This window comes from Pseudomonas putida (assembly GCA_041879295.1).
Classification (GTDB): Bacteria; Pseudomonadota; Gammaproteobacteria; order Pseudomonadales; family Pseudomonadaceae; genus Aquipseudomonas; species Aquipseudomonas putida_Y.
The window spans coordinates 3,213,920-3,229,724 of record CP047152.1; the positions used below are offsets into that span (position 1 = coordinate 3,213,920).

Below are 15,805 nucleotides of genomic sequence, written 5' to 3' on the forward strand. Positions count from 1 at the left end.
TCATGCAACACAAGCACATCGTCCTCAAACGCCTGACCACAGCCGCCTTGCTGGTAGCGCTGGCCGGCTGCGGGGTCACCGACCGTATCGGCAAACGCATGGAAGACAGCTGGGCGGCCGACATGCTGGCCGACAGCGAAAAGGTCATCCTGACCTCCGACGGCGGCAACCAGCTCAACCCTGACGCCGAGGGCAGGCCGCTGTCGGTGGTGATGCGCGTGTACCAGCTGACCGACCTCGAGCGCTTCGCGGCTACCGATGCCGAGACCCTGTGGGACGCCCCGCAAAAAGCCCTGGGCAACACCCTGGTGGAAACCCGCGAGATTACCCTGCTGCCTGGCATCGGCCAGATCGACCAGTGGCCGCTGGCCAAGAGCGCGCGCTACGTCGGCGTGGCGGCGTTCTTCCGCGATGAGCATGACGCGCGTTGGAAAGTCGCCTTCGACGCCAACTCGCTGCGCAAGGACGGTATCTGGTTCTCCTCCGACGGCCTGCGGGTGCTGGTGGACAACACCGAAATCAGCGCCATGCGGGGCGTGGACGTACTCAACAAACCTCCGACCGCCGACCAGCTTGCAGCTGCGCAGAAGGCCGAGGATGCCGACACGACCCTCACCGACAAGATGCAGGACGCGGTCGCGGTCGTCGACAAAGCCACCGACGCCGCCAGCCAGTCGGCCAGTAACGCCATGGATTCAACCTTCAATTCTTTAGTGGATAGCGTCAAATGAGCAAGCAGAGCCGGGTGATGTGGTCAGAAGGCATGTTCCTGCTGCCCCAACACTTCCAGTATCAGGACGAATTCCATCAGCACCAGTTGGCTGAGGCGACCCTGCGCAGCACCCCTTTCCATTGGGGAGTTCAGGCGCTGCAGGTGGACGAGGACGCCCTGGCCACTGGTTCACTGCAGCTCAAGCGCCTGAAGCTGGTGTTCCCCGATGGCAGCCTCTACGACGCGCCGCAGCACGATCCGCTGCCGGCCGCGCGCGACCTCAAGGACCTGCTCAAGGCCAACGACCTGAAGGTGTATGCTGCGCTCAAGCTGCCCGAGCCATTCGGCCGCAACTACGTCGAGGATGGCCACGAACACAAGGCTGCTCGGCGCTTTCGCAAGCAGTTCGACACCCTGCCCGACCTTAATGAAGGCGAGCTGGAGAACGAAATCACCAGCTTGCGCTTGAACGTCGTACTGCTGGTCGACGGTGACAGCCTCGACGGTTACAGCCACTGCCCCCTGGCGAAGCTGACACGCAACAGCATGGGCGGTTTCAACCTTGACCCGCATTTCGTCCACCCCACCCTGCACCTGGGCAGCCACGAGACCATTGCCGGCATCGGCAAGCGCCTGCTCGGCGCCCTGCAGGCCAAGAGCAAGGCGCTTTCCGGCCGGCGCCGCGAGCGCGCCGACCAGATCGCCGAGTTCGGCTCCAGCGATGTCACCCTGTTCTGGCTGCTGAACACGGTCAACCGTGCCCACCCGCAACTGGCACATCTACTGGCCCACCCGCGCCTGCATCCGGAACGCCTGTACCTGTTCCTGGCCGACCTGGCCGGTGGCCTGCTGACCTTCACCCTGGACACCCAACTCAGCGACCTCCCCGAATACGACCACCACGACCCGGCCGCGTCGCTGGTCAAGCTCGACGAAATGATCCGGGTGATGCTCGACAACGTCGTGCCCAACCAGTGCATCGTCATCAACCTTACCCAGACCAAGCCATCGCACTGGCAAGGCCAACTGCATGACCCGCGCCTGGCCGAGGCCGACTTCTATATCGCCGTGCACGCCGACATGCCTGGCGCCAGCCTGCTGGAGCTGGTGCCCCGTGCGTTCAAGGTCGGTTCGCCGGAAGACATTGAAGTGGTGGTCAACAGCGCCATGCCGGGTGTCACCCTCAATCACGCCGCGCGGCTGCCGAACGCGATTCCGGTGCGCCTGGACAACCAGTACTTCGCCATCGAGCCGCACGGCACTGTGTATGAACGAATGATCAGCGCCCAGGCCATCTGCTTCTATGCGCCCAGCGCCTTTACCAACCTCAAGCTTGAACTGATGGCGGTGCTCAAATGACCGAAGCCGTACTGCAACAGGGCGCCGTCCCGGCCGCCAGCGACAAACCGACGCTCAAGGACCTGGTCCAGGACTTCATCAGCATGGCGTTGATCGTACGTCGCGGTCGCCAGGTCACTTCGGTGCAGGCCTTCGAAGGTAGCGTCGAACGTTTCTTCGCCAACCTGGAACGTGATGCCCGTGCCGCCAACTATAGCGTCGAGCAGGTCAAGGACACCCAATACGCGTTGTGCGCCTTCCTCGACGAAAGCGTACTGCGCTCGGACGACAACGCGCTGCGTCGGCACTTCGAGCTGCAGCCGTTGCAGTTCCGCTATTTCGGCGTGCACCTGGCCGGCGAAGGCTTCTTCGAGAAGGTCGATGCGTTGCGCGCCGACGTCAAGCAGAACATTGACGTGCTCGAGGTTTACCACCTGTGCCTGGCACTGGGCTTCGAGGGCAAGTTCAGCCTCGGCCAGAAAGACCAGTTGCGTTACCTGGCCAATACCCTGGGCCAGGATATTGCCCGCTACCGCAAGGCGCCCAAGGCCCTGTCACCGGACTGGGCACTGCCCGACCAGGTGTCGCAGATGCTGCGCCATGAAGTACCGCTGTGGGTGTATCTGGCGCTGATCGCGTTGGTCTGCGTCGCCGTGTACCTGACGCTGGACTGGTTGCTGGACAAGGACGTCGCCGCCCTGTCCGAACAAATCCGCCAGCTGTTCAGTGCCTGAGCACATACCAGGTAGCCGAGTCAGGAAGACATGAAAACATTACTGCGTCTGTTGAAAAGTTTCTGGGTGCTGCTGCCATTGCTGTGGCTGGCTAGCCTGTTGATTTGCTGGCTGGCCGCGCCGCTGGTGCCGTGGCTGCGTCATCACGTGCCTGAAGCGCTGGCGATCATCAGTGCCTGCTTCCTGCTGGTAATCGTGCTGCGTCAATACCAGCGCATTCGCGCCGAACACAACCTGGAGAACCTGCTACAGATCGAGGTCGACCGCTCGTGGAATGCCACGGGCGAGTTCCGTGACCAGCAGGTGCTGCGTGAGCGCCTGAAGCACGCCATCGCCATGCTACGCACCGACCGCTCCGCGGGTGGCGGCGGCAAGGCGGCGCTGTCTGACCTGCCCTGGTACCTGGTGGTCGGCATGTCGGCGGCCGGCAAGACCTCGCTGCTGACCCATTCCGGCCTGTCGGCCAGCATCGCTACGGCCAACGACAGTGAAAGCGGCACCCAGCACTGCGACTGGTACTTCAGCCCCGACGCCGTGATGATCGACACCGCCGGGCGCTACCTGCGCGACGACCAGTCGGCCAGCGAATTCTCGGCCTTTCTGCGCATGCTGCGTAAGCAGCGTGGCAAAGCGGCGATCAATGGCCTGGTCCTGGTGGTCAGCCTGCCCGAACTGCTGGCAGCCAACAGCGATGAGCGCAATGCCCTGGCGGCCCAGCTGGTGGCGCGGGTGGAAGAATACGCCGAATGCCTCGATGCCAACCCCCCGGTTTACCTGATGCTGAGCAAGACCGACCAGTTGCCGGGCTTTAGCCAGGCGTTCGACGGCCTCGACCTGCACGATCGCCAACAGCCGCTGGGCATGACCTTTGGGCTTTCGGAAATCCGCACCAACGGCCTGCACGCCGTGCTGCAGACGCGCCTGAAGAAGCTGCAGGCTCATATTCGCCAGCACGTCGACGCGCAGATGATCGCCCTCGGTGCCGAAGCCGACAGCACCTTGCTGAATTTCCCGCAGTACTTCGCCGCCCTCAGCGGTGTGCTCGAGCAATTCCTCGACCACTTCACCCGCGGCCATCGCGGCGGTGCCCCGCTGCTGCTACGTGGCCTGTACTTCACCAGTGCACTGCAGACCGGGCAGCAGCTGGGGCAGGTCTATGAAGATGTCGTCGCCGACGAATTCGCCCTGCAGGCCGCCTACGATGAGCAGGCCGGTCACGTCGACAAGCCCCTGGGCAACCGCAGCTACTTCATCACCGACACCTTCCGCCAGGTGATCTTCCCCGACCGCGACCTGATCCTTTACCAGTCGCGCCTGGGCCGCCAGGCTGCGTTCAGCCCGCTGCTACTGGGCCTGGCCGCCGCCACCGGGTTGCTGTTCATCGGTTGGCAAGCGCTGTCGTTCGCCAATAACCGCCAGTGGCTGGACAACCTGCGCGGGCAGCTGGCGCACATCGAGCAGGCAGCAGACCGCGAGCAGCAGCTGGCCGCAGGCAAGGGCCTGGAAGTGCTGCGTGAACAGATGGCCAACGTCGAGGCCCATCGCCTGCAGGGTGTACCCCTGCAGCTGGGTGGCGGCCTGTACCAGGGCGAGGCGATTCACCAGGTGACCCGCAGCGCCTATCTGGCGCAGCTGCGCAGCCAGGCGCTGGAACCGATCGCACGCAACCTGCAAGTGCAGATGCGGGCGTTCAACACCTTCGCCAACGGTATCAATCAGGAGCTGGAATTCACCCCGGCCCCGCAGCCGAAAAAGCGCAATGGCAAGCCGCTTGCTCCTGCCATTGCGGCCAGGGCCCAGGCCGCGCTGGGCAACACCCGCGCTGGCGCCTATGCCGCCAAGGTCAACCTGGCCACTGCCAGCGATGGCGCCGAGCTGTCCGCCGCCACCGGTGGGCTGTCACTGTCCGAAGAAATGCTCGGGCGCCTGGACGAGCAACAGGTGGCCTCGATCATCGAGGCCTACAACACCCTCAAGCTGTACCTGTTGCTGACCGAGCCCAAGGCCCATCCAGACCCGGCCTTCGTCGCTGCCAGCCTGCCCCAGGCCTGGGCCAGCGCCGCCGCCGAAGGCACCCCGGCCGACGCTGGCGTGATCGCGGAAAATGCCCCGCTGTACGTGCAGTTGCTGGAGCAGGGCCAAGCGCCGTCGTTGCCGCGCAACGAACAGCTGATCAACGAAACCCGGCAGAACCTTAAGTCGTTCATGATCTCCAGCTCGCTGGTCGACCGCGAGTACCTGCGCCTGCAGCTCGAGTCGAGCCGACAGTTCCCGGCGCTGAACCTCAACGACCTGGTCCCGCAACCGGGCCGCGCGCTGCTGTATGGAACCGCTGGCGTGCCGGCGATCTACACCCGCCAGGGCTGGGACACCTTCGTCAAGCCCGAGCTGATCAAGCTGGTGTCGGGCAACCTGCGCAACGAGTCGGACTGGGTGCTGGACGGCGAAGGCGGCGATGCCATCGTGCAGAAGGCCAACTTCGTGCGCGAGTTCATGGCCCGCTACAAGCGCGACTACACCCAGGCCTGGTACAAGATGGTCAGCAGCGTTGGCGTGCGCCACTTCGCCGACCTGGCTTCGGCGACCCGGCAATTGGGGCTGCTGAGCGACGTGCAGAACTCGCCAGTGAAGAACCTGCTGCAGGCGGTCAACGACAATACCCAGTGGGACCTGCCGCTCAAGCAAGCCATCCCGGCCCCCGGCACCACCCGCGACGATGGTTTCTGGAGCAAGGTCACCGGTCTGTTCGACGCTAACGACACCCTGCCCGCCAACGTTGCCCCGGCCCTGCCGGCGGTGGACGACGGTAGCCTGGCCAAGCGCTTCGAGCCGGTGGCGCGGGTGTTCGCCGAGAACAACGCCGAAGGCGCCGACAGCACCATCATGGACCGCTACCTGGCCGCCTTGCGCAAACTCAAGGTGCGCCTGAACAACATCCAGCGCTCGCAGGATGTGGGCAAGAGCAGCAAACAGTTGATCAGCGAGACCCTGGAAGGCCAGCCGAGCGAGATCACCACCGTGCGCAACTACGTGGAGAGCAGCGTCGACACCAGCCAGGATGGCCTGTCGCGCTCGCTGCAGGGGCTGTTCAGCCTGCCCATCCAGTATGCCTGGGCGACCCTGCGCGACCCGGCCGGCCAGCAGATCGCCAAGGCCTGGGCGCAGCAGATCGCCAAGCCCTGGGAGCAGGTCATGGCACACCGTTACCCGATTGCCGGCAGCAGCCGCAACGAGGCTTCGGTGAAAGACCTGCAGCGCTTCGTGGATCCCGACAGCGGCCTGCTGCCGGCCTTCAAGCGCAACGAAATCGGCAATCTGGCCGGCGGTGAAGGATTGGGCGTGGGCGATAGCAAGGGGCCAGCACTGGTCAACCCTGGCATGCTCAACAGCATCGACAAGGCCAGCTCCGTGGGCCAGGTGATCGCCAGCCTGTCGGACCGTGACAACGGCTTCGAAATCATGCTGGAGCCTTCAGCCAACTTCACCGACATCGTCTTCACCCTCGATGGCCAGGAGCAGCACTACCGCAACGGCCGCAGCAGTTGGAACCGCTTCGCCTGGCCGGGCACCAGCAACGCGCCGGGCGCGCGCCTTGACGTCGTCACCCTGAGCGGCACACGGGTCACCGTGTTCGACTTCCCGGGGCGCTGGGGCCTGCTGCGCATGAACGAGAGCGCTCGCGTCGACGACCTGGACGGCATTCAGCAACGTTTCAGCTGGAACACCGCCAATGGCCGCGTAAGCCTTATCGTGCGCAATTTCGGTGGGGTCAAGCTGACCGATCTGGCTGACGTCAAGGCCCTGAGCGCCCTCAACAGCAGGGGGGCGCAATGATCGGTTGCTTCGGCAAGCTACCGTCGAGCGCAGATTTCGTCAGCCTTCATGGGGCGGCGGAAGAAGTCTGCGAGTTCGACGCCTGGTTGCAGTCATCGCTGGCAGCCATGCGCTACCGCGATGACTGGCAAGCGTTGTTCGACGCGCTGCCGATGTGTTTTTTCACCTACCGCGCACGCAACGGCAACTGGCTACTGGGTGGCCTGCTCAGCTCGCGCGATGCCAGCCAGCGGCGCTACCCGTTCTTCATCTTCCAGCTGCTCAAGCTCGAAGACAGCAGTGTACTGGTCAACCCGTTCACGCTTGGCGAGCTGTTCAGCGCACAGATCAAACCGATGCTGCACCAGGCTGTGCAAGGCGCCGACTGCACCAGCCTGTTCGAACGGATCAAGGCCTTGCGCCCGCTGCAGGGCCAGGATCTGGACCTGTTCCGCCGGGTGCACGCCAAGTTCCTGCATGATTTCAGCTTCGCGGATGTGGCCCGCGCACTGCACGGGTCCTGGCCAGGTTTCGACAGCGCCACTGCCCTCGCCCACCTGCAGCTCGGCCGTGCTTCGCTGCAGGGCGACTTTGCAGGCGGCATCGAATTGCCGTTGCCGGCCGAACGTGGCCTTAAAAACCCCACGGCCGATCTCTGGCTGACCTGGCTGAGCCGCATGAGCGGGCACCGAGAGTTGCCGGCGGTGAGCCTGTTGGCCGACGACTTCATGCACCCGCAGCTGTACAGCTTCCCGGCGCGCCACGCCAACTGTGCCTACCGCCTGCTCAGTGGCTGTGCCGACCCGCGCCAGCACCTGGAGTTGCTCAGCCCACTGACGATGGTGCCTCGGCTGCACGATTACGACCGCCCCCTTGAACATGTCATCGACCAGTTCGTCGATGCACTGGATGCGACGCCTGTATGAACAAGCTCAAGTACTACTGCCTGCGCTACCAACCCTACCTGCTGGGCGTGGCGTTCTTCCTGGCGATCTTCCTGGTCTGGGCCATCGGCCGAGCCTTCGGCTTCGCCTCGCTGCACAGCCTGCTGGCCGGCATCGGCGTGTTTCTGCTGCTGTCGGCGGGCTATGTACTGCTGCTGTACCGCGGAGTGGGTCAGCACCACAACCTGGAAGGCCTGCTGCGCGACGACGCCGACCAGGCCGTACTCAGTGCAGCCCCAGCCGACCGGGAAGAGGTCAGCCTGTTGCGCGAGCGCCTGCTACAGGGCATCGAGCGGCTGCACAGCAACAAGCCGCGCGGTACCTCGACCAAGGATGCACTGTATGCCCTGCCCTGGTACCTGGTCATTGGCCAGCCGGCCGCCGGCAAGAGCACAATGATCCTGCAGTCGGGCCTGAACTTCCCCTATGCCGAGCGCGAAGGCGCGCGGGTCGCGGGCCTGGGCGGCACGCGCAACTGCGACTGGTTCTTCAGCTCTGAGGCGGTACTGCTGGACACTGCCGGGCGCTACATGAACAGCCCCGAAGAAGCCGGCAAGTGGCGCGGCTTTTTGCAACTGCTGCGCCAGCACCGCCAGCGCCGCCCGCTCAACGGTTTGATCGTCAGCGTCAGCATCGCCGATATCCTGCATGGCCCGGTCGAAGAGCAGGAACGCGTGGCCAAGCGGCTGCGCGAACGCATTCAGGAAAGCTGCGCGCTACTAGAAGTGCGCCTGCCAATCTACCTGGTTTTCACCAAGTGCGACCTGATCCCTGGTTTCACCGCGTTCTATCGCCAGCTGGACGATGCCGCGCGTGGTGAAGTGATGGGTAAAACCTTCTCTCACAAGGGTTTCGAGCAAGCCGACTGGGGCCAGCGCTTCGGCAATGCGATGGACGAGCTGACCCGTTACTGGGGGCAGATGGCGAGCCAGCAGCTGGTGCAGCAGGACATACAAGTCACTCGGCAGAACAACGCAGCCTACCGCTTCCCGCTGGAGCTGGCCGCGCTCAAGCCGCGCCTGCATCAGTTCGTCGACAGCCTGCTGCGCGCCAACCCTTACCAGAATGCCGAAATGCTGCGCGGCTTCTATTTCACCGCAGCGTTGCAGGCCGACGAAACTCAGTGGGGCTGCCACGGCCAGCATGTGGCCGAACGCTTCGCGCTTGAACACGCAGAAGGCACGGGCACTGCCGGCAGCCACGCGGCGCCGCTGTTCATCAACAGCCTGTTCCGCAAAGTGATCATTCCCGACCAGCATTTGGTGGCGCTGTACACCAGCAACCACCGTGAACGCCGGCGCAAGGCCGGGTGGGTGGGCGCTGCCGGCCTGGCGGCACTGGTGCTGTGCAGCCTGTGGGGCTGGTCGTACCTGAACAACCGCGCCACCCTGGCCAGCATTGCCAGCGAACTGGCCCAGGCCAAGGCCGACGACCAGGCGGCCAGCGGCCAGTACACCGCCTGGCGAAGCCTCGACCGCTTGCGCTTCTGGGCTGCTCACTACCATGAGCAACACCACTCAAAGGGCGTGCCCCTCAGCATGCGCCTGGGCCTGTACCAGGGCCATGAGGTCGAGCCGCTGCTGCGCGACCGCTACTTCGCCACCTTGCAGAATGTGATGCTAAAGCCCACGGCCGATAATCTGACCCGCACCCTGTACCTGCTGACCACGCTCAAGGTCTACCAGCGCAACACCCGTGAGCTGCAGCCAGTGAGCGGCATTGACAGCGTAGAGGCCGAGGCGCTGCCCCATGACAACCGCGCCCAGTCGATCGCCAATTTCGGAAAGGCGGCCCTGGACACTTACGTGATGCTTTCTCCGGGCCAGCGCGAGCATGCCGACCCGGCGTTTCTCAAGGCGCACCTGCCGGACTACTGGTACCCGGCCATCGCCCGTCATACCGGCAAGAGCATGGCCGCCGCCGGCAGCGAGGCCGGCAGTAACCAGGACTACCTGTATGCCAGCCGCCAGATCACGTTCTATAGCGACCAGATCCGTGAGCCAGATGTACCGCGCATCCTCGACAACGCCTTCCTGATGTCCAGTTCGCGCAACTACATCGACAGCCTGCGGGCCCAGTCACTGCGTGCGATCGAGACCATCACGCTGGAATCCGACACCTTGTTCGCCTTCGGCCGCGCCGACTTCCAGAGCCTGAAAAACGAAGGCCAGAGTCAGCTGAGCGCAATTGCCAGCAAGCTGCTGAACACCCCGAATATCGGCAAGATCATCATCTCGGGGCACGCCGACCAACTGGGTGACAGGCAGGGCAACCTGCAGGTTTCGAAACAACGGGCACAAACCATCCGCACCTATCTGGTTGGCAAGGGCGTACCTGCCGAACTGATGGTCGCGCAGGGCGAAGGCAGCCGCAAACCGTTGGTCAACTGCGACATGCAACAACCGCGAACGCAGTTGATCAAGTGCCTGGAGCCCAACCGCCGGGTGGAAATCGAAGTGCGTGGGCTTAACTGAGCCACGCCGCAATAACCGGTCGCCGGGGCCTCACAGGATGAGGCCCGGGCGGCGGCAAGCTACCTCTGCCGGCGCGCCCGGCGAGGTCAAAACCAAGGGGCGCATGAGCAACCCTTTACATGTTGTTAATGGAGAGTTTCACAATGGCATTTGACGCGTATATCCAAATCGACGGCATCCCAGGCGAAGTACTGGATGAAAAACACAAGGACTGGATCGAAGTGCTGGGCTACGAGTACGGCGCCACCCAGGCTACGTCGGCAACCGCCAGCTCCTCGGGCGGTGCGTCCTCCGAGCGCGTTGCCCTGAGCGACTTCAAGATCCGCAAGGCAGTCGACAAGGCATCGGCCAAACTGTTCGAACACTGCTGCACCGGCAAGCACATTGCCAAGCTGAAGCTGAACGTGAACCGCGCCGGTGGCGACAAGGTCACCTACCTGACCATCGACATGGAAGAAGTGGTGGTCTCTTCGGTCAAGTTTGTTGCCGGTGGCAACCAGAATGGTGAAGACAAGGCGGTCAGCGACCTGCCGGTTGAAGAAATCAGCTTCAACTTTGCCCGCATCAAGACCACCTACACCCAGCAGAACCGCACCGACGGCCAGGCCGGCGGCAACATCGTCGGTGGCTGGGACCGCACCGCGAACAAAGTGTTTGCCTAAGCACGTGCCAGACCATGGGCCGCTTCGGCGGCCTGTGTTCCGCAGCGCGCCGGGTTTTCTGGCGCGCTGTTCATTAGCCATGTCCAGAGTGTTCTATGCCTGAAATTCTCAATGACCTCTCGCTGGCCACACTGGTCGCCCCTATCGAGGGTGGCAGTGGTGAAGACTTGAGCTTCTCTGCCTTGTTCGACCAGATCAAGGAGGCACGCCGGGCGGACCCTGACTACCTGACCCAGGGCGACTGGCAAACCGACCTGAAGACTGCCGACTGGGAGCAGGTGATCAACCTGTCGGCTCAAGGGCTTGCGCAGCAAAGCAAAGACCTGATGCTGGTGGCCTGGCTCTGCGAGGGGCTGGCCCAGCGCGAACACTTCGAAGGCATCACCTTTGGCCTCGAGCTGACCGAACAGCTCCTGGTTGCGTTCTGGGAAACGCTGTACCCCACCCTCGAAGACGGCCTGGACGAGCGCGCGGCGCGACTGTCCTGGTTGAAGACCACGCTCACCGACATTGCCGGTGGCTTGCCCATTATCCAGGGGCAGAATTTTGGCGTGTTGCGCTATGACGAATCACGCCATGTAGAAAACCTCGCCTTGCAAAACCCCAAGGCGATGCAGACAGCGCTGAACGAAGGCAAGATCAACGCCGAGATCTTCCAGCGTTCGGTAGCGCTTACCGATACCGATTACCTGCGCGCCAAGGCCCAGCAGATCGCTACCAGCCTGAATGCATGCAAACGCCTGCAGGCCAGCGCCGACCGCCTGTTCGGCCACGAGGCGCCCAGCTTTGCCAGCCTTGCCGACATGCTTTCGCGTGCCAGCCAGCTGGCGGAAAAACTGCTCAAGGACCGCGGCGTAGAGCTACACCCCGCCATCCCGGAGGAAGCACAGCCACAGGCCACGGGCGCCAACCTCCACGAAGCAGGTGAACCGATGAATGCCACGCCCCCGACGACCGCGCCTGCAGCCCTGCGCACAACCCCGCTGACCCGCGACGAGGCATTCACCATGCTTGCGGGCATCGCCCAGTACTTCAAACAGAGCGAACCGCAAAGCCCGGTACCCTACCTGATCGAACGTGCGATCAAGTGGGGCAACATGCCGTTGGAAGGCTGGTTGAGTGACGTGATCAAGGACAACAACGTGGTGGACAACATCCGCGATGTGCTGGGCACCCGCTAGGGTCTGCAATAAAAGCCTTGAGACGAACGTCAGGTAAGGCGAAGACAGCCGGCTCCCTGCCCCCCCACCGGCTCCATCGGGCAGGTCCCTTGACTGTTGCCCACGCAAGGGCGCTGCAATTGCTGTTAACTTGAGCGCCCTGCTCAGCTTCAGACAAGGACTGCTTCATGCCACCAAGCCCAACCACCCCAAGCGGTTTCATCCGCGTCCGTGGCGCCCGCGAGCACAACCTGAAGAACATTGATGTCGATATCCCCCGCGATGCCTTGGTGGTGTTCACCGGCGTGTCCGGCTCGGGCAAGTCCTCGTTGGCGTTCTCCACGCTGTATGCCGAAGCCCAGCGTCGCTATTTCGAATCGGTGGCGCCCTATGCCCGGCGCCTGATCGACCAGGTTGGCGTGCCGGATGTCGATGCCATCGATGGCTTGCCGCCGGCGGTGGCCCTGCAGCAGCAACGCGGCACGCCGAGTGCACGCTCCTCGGTGGGTAGCGTGACCACCTTGTCCAGTTCGATCCGCATGCTTTACTCCCGCGCAGGCCATTACCCGGCCGGGCAAGCGATGCTGTACGCCGAAGACTTTTCTCCGAACACGCCCCAGGGCGCTTGCCCGCAATGCCATGGCCTGGGGCGTGTCTACGAGGTGACCGAAGCGACCATGGTCCCCGACCCTTCGCTGACCATCCGTGAGCGTGCGGTAGCAGCGTGGCCAATGGCCTGGCAAGGGCAAAACCTGCGCGACATCCTGGTCACGCTGGGCTATGACGTCGATATCCCTTGGCGCGACCTGCCCCAGGCACAGCGCGACTGGATCCTGTTCACTGAAGAGACGCCCACCGCCCCCGTGTATGCCGGCCTGACCCCGGCGCAGACCCGCGAAGCCCTCAAGCGCAAACTGGAGCCCAGCTATCAAGGCACGTTCATGGGTGCCCGACGTTACGTGCTGCATACCTTCATGCACTCGCAGAGCGCGCAGATGCGCAAGCGTGTGGCCCAGTACATGCGCCCCAGCCCTTGCCCGCTGTGCCAAGGCAAACGCCTGAAGCGCGAAGCGCTGGCCGTGACCTTCGCCGGGCTGGACATCGCCGAACTGTCGCACCTGTCGTTGCAGGCGCTGGCCGAGGTGTTCCGCAAGGTGGCGGCAGCTGACTACCTGACCCAGCAGCAGGACGAACTGACACTGGAAAAACGCCTGGCGGCCCAACGCATCGCCAACGAGCTGCTCGAACGCATTGACACGCTGCTTGACCTCGGCCTTGGTTACCTGGCCCTGGAGCGCAGCACCCCAACCTTGTCTTCCGGTGAACTGCAACGCCTGCGCCTGGCCACGCAGCTGAATTCGCAGCTGTTCGGGGTGGTCTACGTGCTCGACGAGCCGTCGGCCGGCTTGCACCCGGCTGACAGTGAAGCGCTGTTCGAAGCCTTGCAGCGCCTGAAACAGGCTGGCAACTCGGTGTATGTGGTGGAGCATGACCTGGACACCATGCACCGCGCCGACTGGCTGGTGGATGTAGGGCCAGCTGCCGGCGAGCACGGCGGCACCATCCTCTACAGCGGGCCGCCTGCCGGCCTGGCCGAGGTCCAGCAGTCATGCACCCGCACCTACCTGTTCAGTGCCCCGGCCCAGGCCACACGCGCCCCCCGCCAGGCCCGCGACTGGCTGAAGCTCGAAGGCATCACCCGCAATAACCTCGATAACCTGAGCGCTGCATTCCCGCTGGGCTGCTTTACCGCCGTTACCGGTATTTCCGGCTCGGGTAAATCCAGCCTGGTCAGCCAGGCCCTGCTGGAACTGGTAGGGGCACACCTGGGCCATGCCGAGCAACGTAGCGAGCCCGAAGCGCAAAGCCTGGAAGATGAACCTGAACAGACCAGCAGCGGCCACGTAAGCGCCGGGCTTGGCAGCATCAAGCGGCTGGTGCAAGTTGACCAGAAGCCGATCGGCCGCACGCCGCGCTCCAACCTGGCCACCTACACTGGCCTGTTCGACCACGTGCGCAAACTGTTCGCGGCTACCGAGCAGGCCAAGGCACAGGGCTTCGACGCCGGGCGCTTTTCGTTCAACGTTGCCAAGGGCCGGTGCGCCAACTGCGAGGGTGAGGGTTTCGTCAGCGTCGAGCTGCTGTTCATGCCCAGCGTGTATGCGCCCTGCCCGACCTGCCAGGGTGCCCGCTACAACCCCGAAACCCTGGCGGTGAGCTGGCAAGGCATGAACATCGCGCAAGTGCTGCAGTTGACCGTCGACCAGGCCCTGCAGGTTTTTGCCGAACAACCGCCTGCACGCCGTTGCCTGCAAGTGCTACAGGATATCGGCCTGGGCTACTTGCGTCTGGGCCAGCCAGCCACCGAGCTGTCCGGTGGCGAAGCGCAGCGCATCAAGCTGGCGACCGAACTGCAGCGCATGGCCCGCGGGGCAACCCTGTATGTGCTAGATGAACCCACCAACGGCTTGCACCCGCAGGACATCGACCGGCTGCTGGTACAGCTGAACCGCCTGGTAGAAAGCGGGCATAGCGTGGTGGTGGTCGAGCATGACATGCGAGTGGTGGCGCAGAGCGACTGGGTGATCGATATCGGGCCGGGGGCTGGCGATGCCGGGGGCAAGGTGGTGGTCAGTGGCACGCCGCAGGTGGTGGCGGCATGTACCGACAGCCGCACGGCGGCGTTCCTGGCCAAGGCCTTGTGACCCCTGCGCATTGCCAGGTTGCTGGGCCGCCGACTAGCGCGCATTGACTCAACGGAAATTGCTGTCGTTGCCAATGGCCTACATCCACCAGGCCAGCACCACCGGCAACCAGGCAAACGACAGCACCGTAGAACACATCACCAGGTTCGCCACCTGCTCTGGCTCACGGTTGGCCCGCACCGCCATCAGGTAGTTGAACACGGCCACCGGCATCGCCGACTGCACCACCAGCACCGCACGCTCCAGGCTGTCCATATCCAATACCGCGCCCACTGCCCAGCCCACCGCAGCGCCCAGGCCAATGCGCAAACCGCCCAGCAACATGCCGCTGCCCACGTGACGCAGGCGAATGCTGGCCAGTGATACCCCCAAGGTCAGCAGCATGAGCGGGATGGTCATGCCGCCCAGCAGGTCTACGGTGTTGGCCAGCCAACGCGGCAGTTCGAAATCGAGAAAGATGATGGGCATGGCGCCGGCCAGGCTGATGACGATAGGGTTGCGCAGCAGCGCCTTGAGCGAAGCCGCCGTGCCGGAAATGGCCATGCCGATGGTGAACTGCACGATGGACAGGGTCAGGAAAAACGCCACAGCCAGGGCCAGGCCATGCTCACCGAAGGCATACAGACTGATCGGCAGGCCCATGTTGCCTGTATTAGGGAACATGAACGCCGGTAGCAGTACCCGCCAGTGCATGCCCGACGCGCGACACACCAGCAAAGCGGCCAAGGCCATCCCCAAGGTGCACAGCAAGCAGGCCACGGCCATGCTGGTAAAGGCATTCGGGTTCAGCTCGGTACGACTGAGGGTGGACAGCACCAGCGAAGGTGTGCCGACGGTCATCACCACCCGGGCGATGAAATCGGTGGGGTAATCCAGGCCCTTGCGGGCCCAGGCAAAGCCAATTCCGGCGACGATGAAAACCGGAGCCAGGACTGCGAACAGCGACGCGAACATGGAGGCCTTCCTTGGTGGGGGGGTCAGCATTATGCAGCACTCTGCAAGATTGCCGTGCCGATCTCACCGCACGCAGGAGCAGCCATCTGAAATGTCTGTGGAAGACATGTTCATGTCGCGCTGAGACTGCGGCGTCTCGTCGCACACCCATACCCCTTGGCAAAAGCGTCCAAGCCCGTAGAATCCCGCTTCCTTTTCGCCCGTCGCCTTGAACGGTGGCAACCAGCAGCAATGACAGAGTCAGCGCCTGAACACATGAACGCACATGTGAAGTAGGCTCAACCCTCCCCGCCCGGCCCATCTCCCATA

The 15,805-nt window shown here is 63.7% G+C and carries 10 protein-coding genes; 9 read left to right on the plus strand and 1 reads right to left on the minus strand.

Annotation, left to right across the window (positions count from 1 at the left end; genetic code table 11):
- Positions 1-2 precede the first annotated feature (2 nt).
- The 9 genes from tssJ (at position 3) to GST84_14815 (ending at position 14,542) form a co-directional block, all read left to right on the plus strand.
- Positions 3-731: a type VI secretion system lipoprotein TssJ gene (gene tssJ, locus GST84_14775; GenBank protein XGB13515.1), complete on the plus strand. Its 729-nt coding sequence runs from the start codon at positions 3-5 to the stop codon at positions 729-731.
- Entirely contained in the window at positions 728-2,071 is a 1,344-nt protein-coding gene (gene tssK / locus GST84_14780; GenBank protein XGB13516.1) for a type VI secretion system baseplate subunit TssK, read from the plus strand. The genes tssJ and tssK overlap by 4 nt, the downstream gene beginning before the upstream one ends.
- Positions 2,068-2,784, plus strand: coding sequence for a DotU family type IV/VI secretion system protein (locus GST84_14785; protein XGB13517.1), 717 nt, complete (start codon positions 2,068-2,070; stop codon positions 2,782-2,784). The genes tssK and GST84_14785 overlap by 4 nt, the downstream gene beginning before the upstream one ends.
- Positions 2,785-2,814: 30 nt before the next feature.
- Positions 2,815-6,618: an ImcF-like family protein gene (locus GST84_14790; GenBank protein ID XGB13518.1), complete on the plus strand. Its 3,804-nt coding sequence runs from the start codon at positions 2,815-2,817 to the stop codon at positions 6,616-6,618.
- Positions 6,615-7,523 carry a type VI secretion system-associated protein TagF gene (tagF, locus tag GST84_14795; GenBank protein ID XGB13519.1) on the plus strand — a complete coding sequence of 303 codons (909 nt, stop codon included), beginning with the start codon at positions 6,615-6,617 and terminating at the stop codon, positions 7,521-7,523. Before GST84_14790 ends, tagF begins: the two co-directional genes overlap by 4 nt.
- Positions 7,520-10,015, plus strand: coding sequence for a type VI secretion system membrane subunit TssM (gene tssM / locus GST84_14800; GenBank protein ID XGB13520.1), 2,496 nt, complete (start codon positions 7,520-7,522; stop codon positions 10,013-10,015). The genes tagF and tssM overlap by 4 nt, the downstream gene beginning before the upstream one ends.
- 143 nt (positions 10,016-10,158) lie before the next feature.
- Positions 10,159-10,677 (plus strand): type VI secretion system tube protein Hcp, encoded by a 519-nt coding sequence (gene hcp / locus GST84_14805; GenBank protein ID XGB13521.1) that lies wholly within the window; start codon positions 10,159-10,161, stop codon positions 10,675-10,677.
- A 95-nt stretch (positions 10,678-10,772) separates the two neighbouring features.
- Positions 10,773-11,858, plus strand: coding sequence for a type VI secretion system protein TssA (gene tssA / locus GST84_14810; GenBank protein XGB13522.1), 1,086 nt, complete (start codon positions 10,773-10,775; stop codon positions 11,856-11,858).
- A 167-nt stretch (positions 11,859-12,025) separates the two neighbouring features.
- Positions 12,026-14,542 (plus strand): ATP-binding cassette domain-containing protein, encoded by a 2,517-nt coding sequence (locus tag GST84_14815; protein ID XGB13523.1) that lies wholly within the window; start codon positions 12,026-12,028, stop codon positions 14,540-14,542.
- A gap of 78 nt (positions 14,543-14,620) precedes the next feature.
- Here the strand turns inward: GST84_14815 and GST84_14820 are convergent, their stop codons facing one another.
- A complete protein-coding gene (locus tag GST84_14820) occupies positions 14,621-15,496 on the minus strand; it encodes an AEC family transporter (GenBank protein XGB13524.1) in 876 nt (291 codons plus the stop codon).
- Positions 15,497-15,805 lie beyond the last annotated feature (309 nt).

Excerpts from the sequence above, each read along its gene's own strand:
- GST84_14790 (XGB13518.1), top strand. The coding sequence starts at position 2,815 with ATGAAAACATTACTGCGTCTGTTGAAAAGTTTCTGGGTGCTGCTGCCA.
- tssM (XGB13520.1), top strand. The coding sequence starts at position 7,520 with ATGAACAAGCTCAAGTACTACTGCCTGCGCTACCAACCCTACCTGCTG.
- tagF (XGB13519.1), top strand. The coding sequence starts at position 6,615 with ATGATCGGTTGCTTCGGCAAGCTACCGTCGAGCGCAGATTTCGTCAGC.
- GST84_14820 (XGB13524.1), bottom strand. The coding sequence starts at position 15,496 with ATGTTCGCGTCGCTGTTCGCAGTCCTGGCTCCGGTTTTCATCGTCGCC.
- hcp (XGB13521.1), top strand. The coding sequence starts at position 10,159 with ATGGCATTTGACGCGTATATCCAAATCGACGGCATCCCAGGCGAAGTA.
- tssA (XGB13522.1), top strand. The coding sequence starts at position 10,773 with ATGCCTGAAATTCTCAATGACCTCTCGCTGGCCACACTGGTCGCCCCT.
- tssK (XGB13516.1), top strand. The coding sequence starts at position 728 with ATGAGCAAGCAGAGCCGGGTGATGTGGTCAGAAGGCATGTTCCTGCTG.
- tssJ (XGB13515.1), top strand. The coding sequence starts at position 3 with ATGCAACACAAGCACATCGTCCTCAAACGCCTGACCACAGCCGCCTTG.
- GST84_14815 (XGB13523.1), top strand. The coding sequence starts at position 12,026 with ATGCCACCAAGCCCAACCACCCCAAGCGGTTTCATCCGCGTCCGTGGC.
- GST84_14785 (XGB13517.1), top strand. The coding sequence starts at position 2,068 with ATGACCGAAGCCGTACTGCAACAGGGCGCCGTCCCGGCCGCCAGCGAC.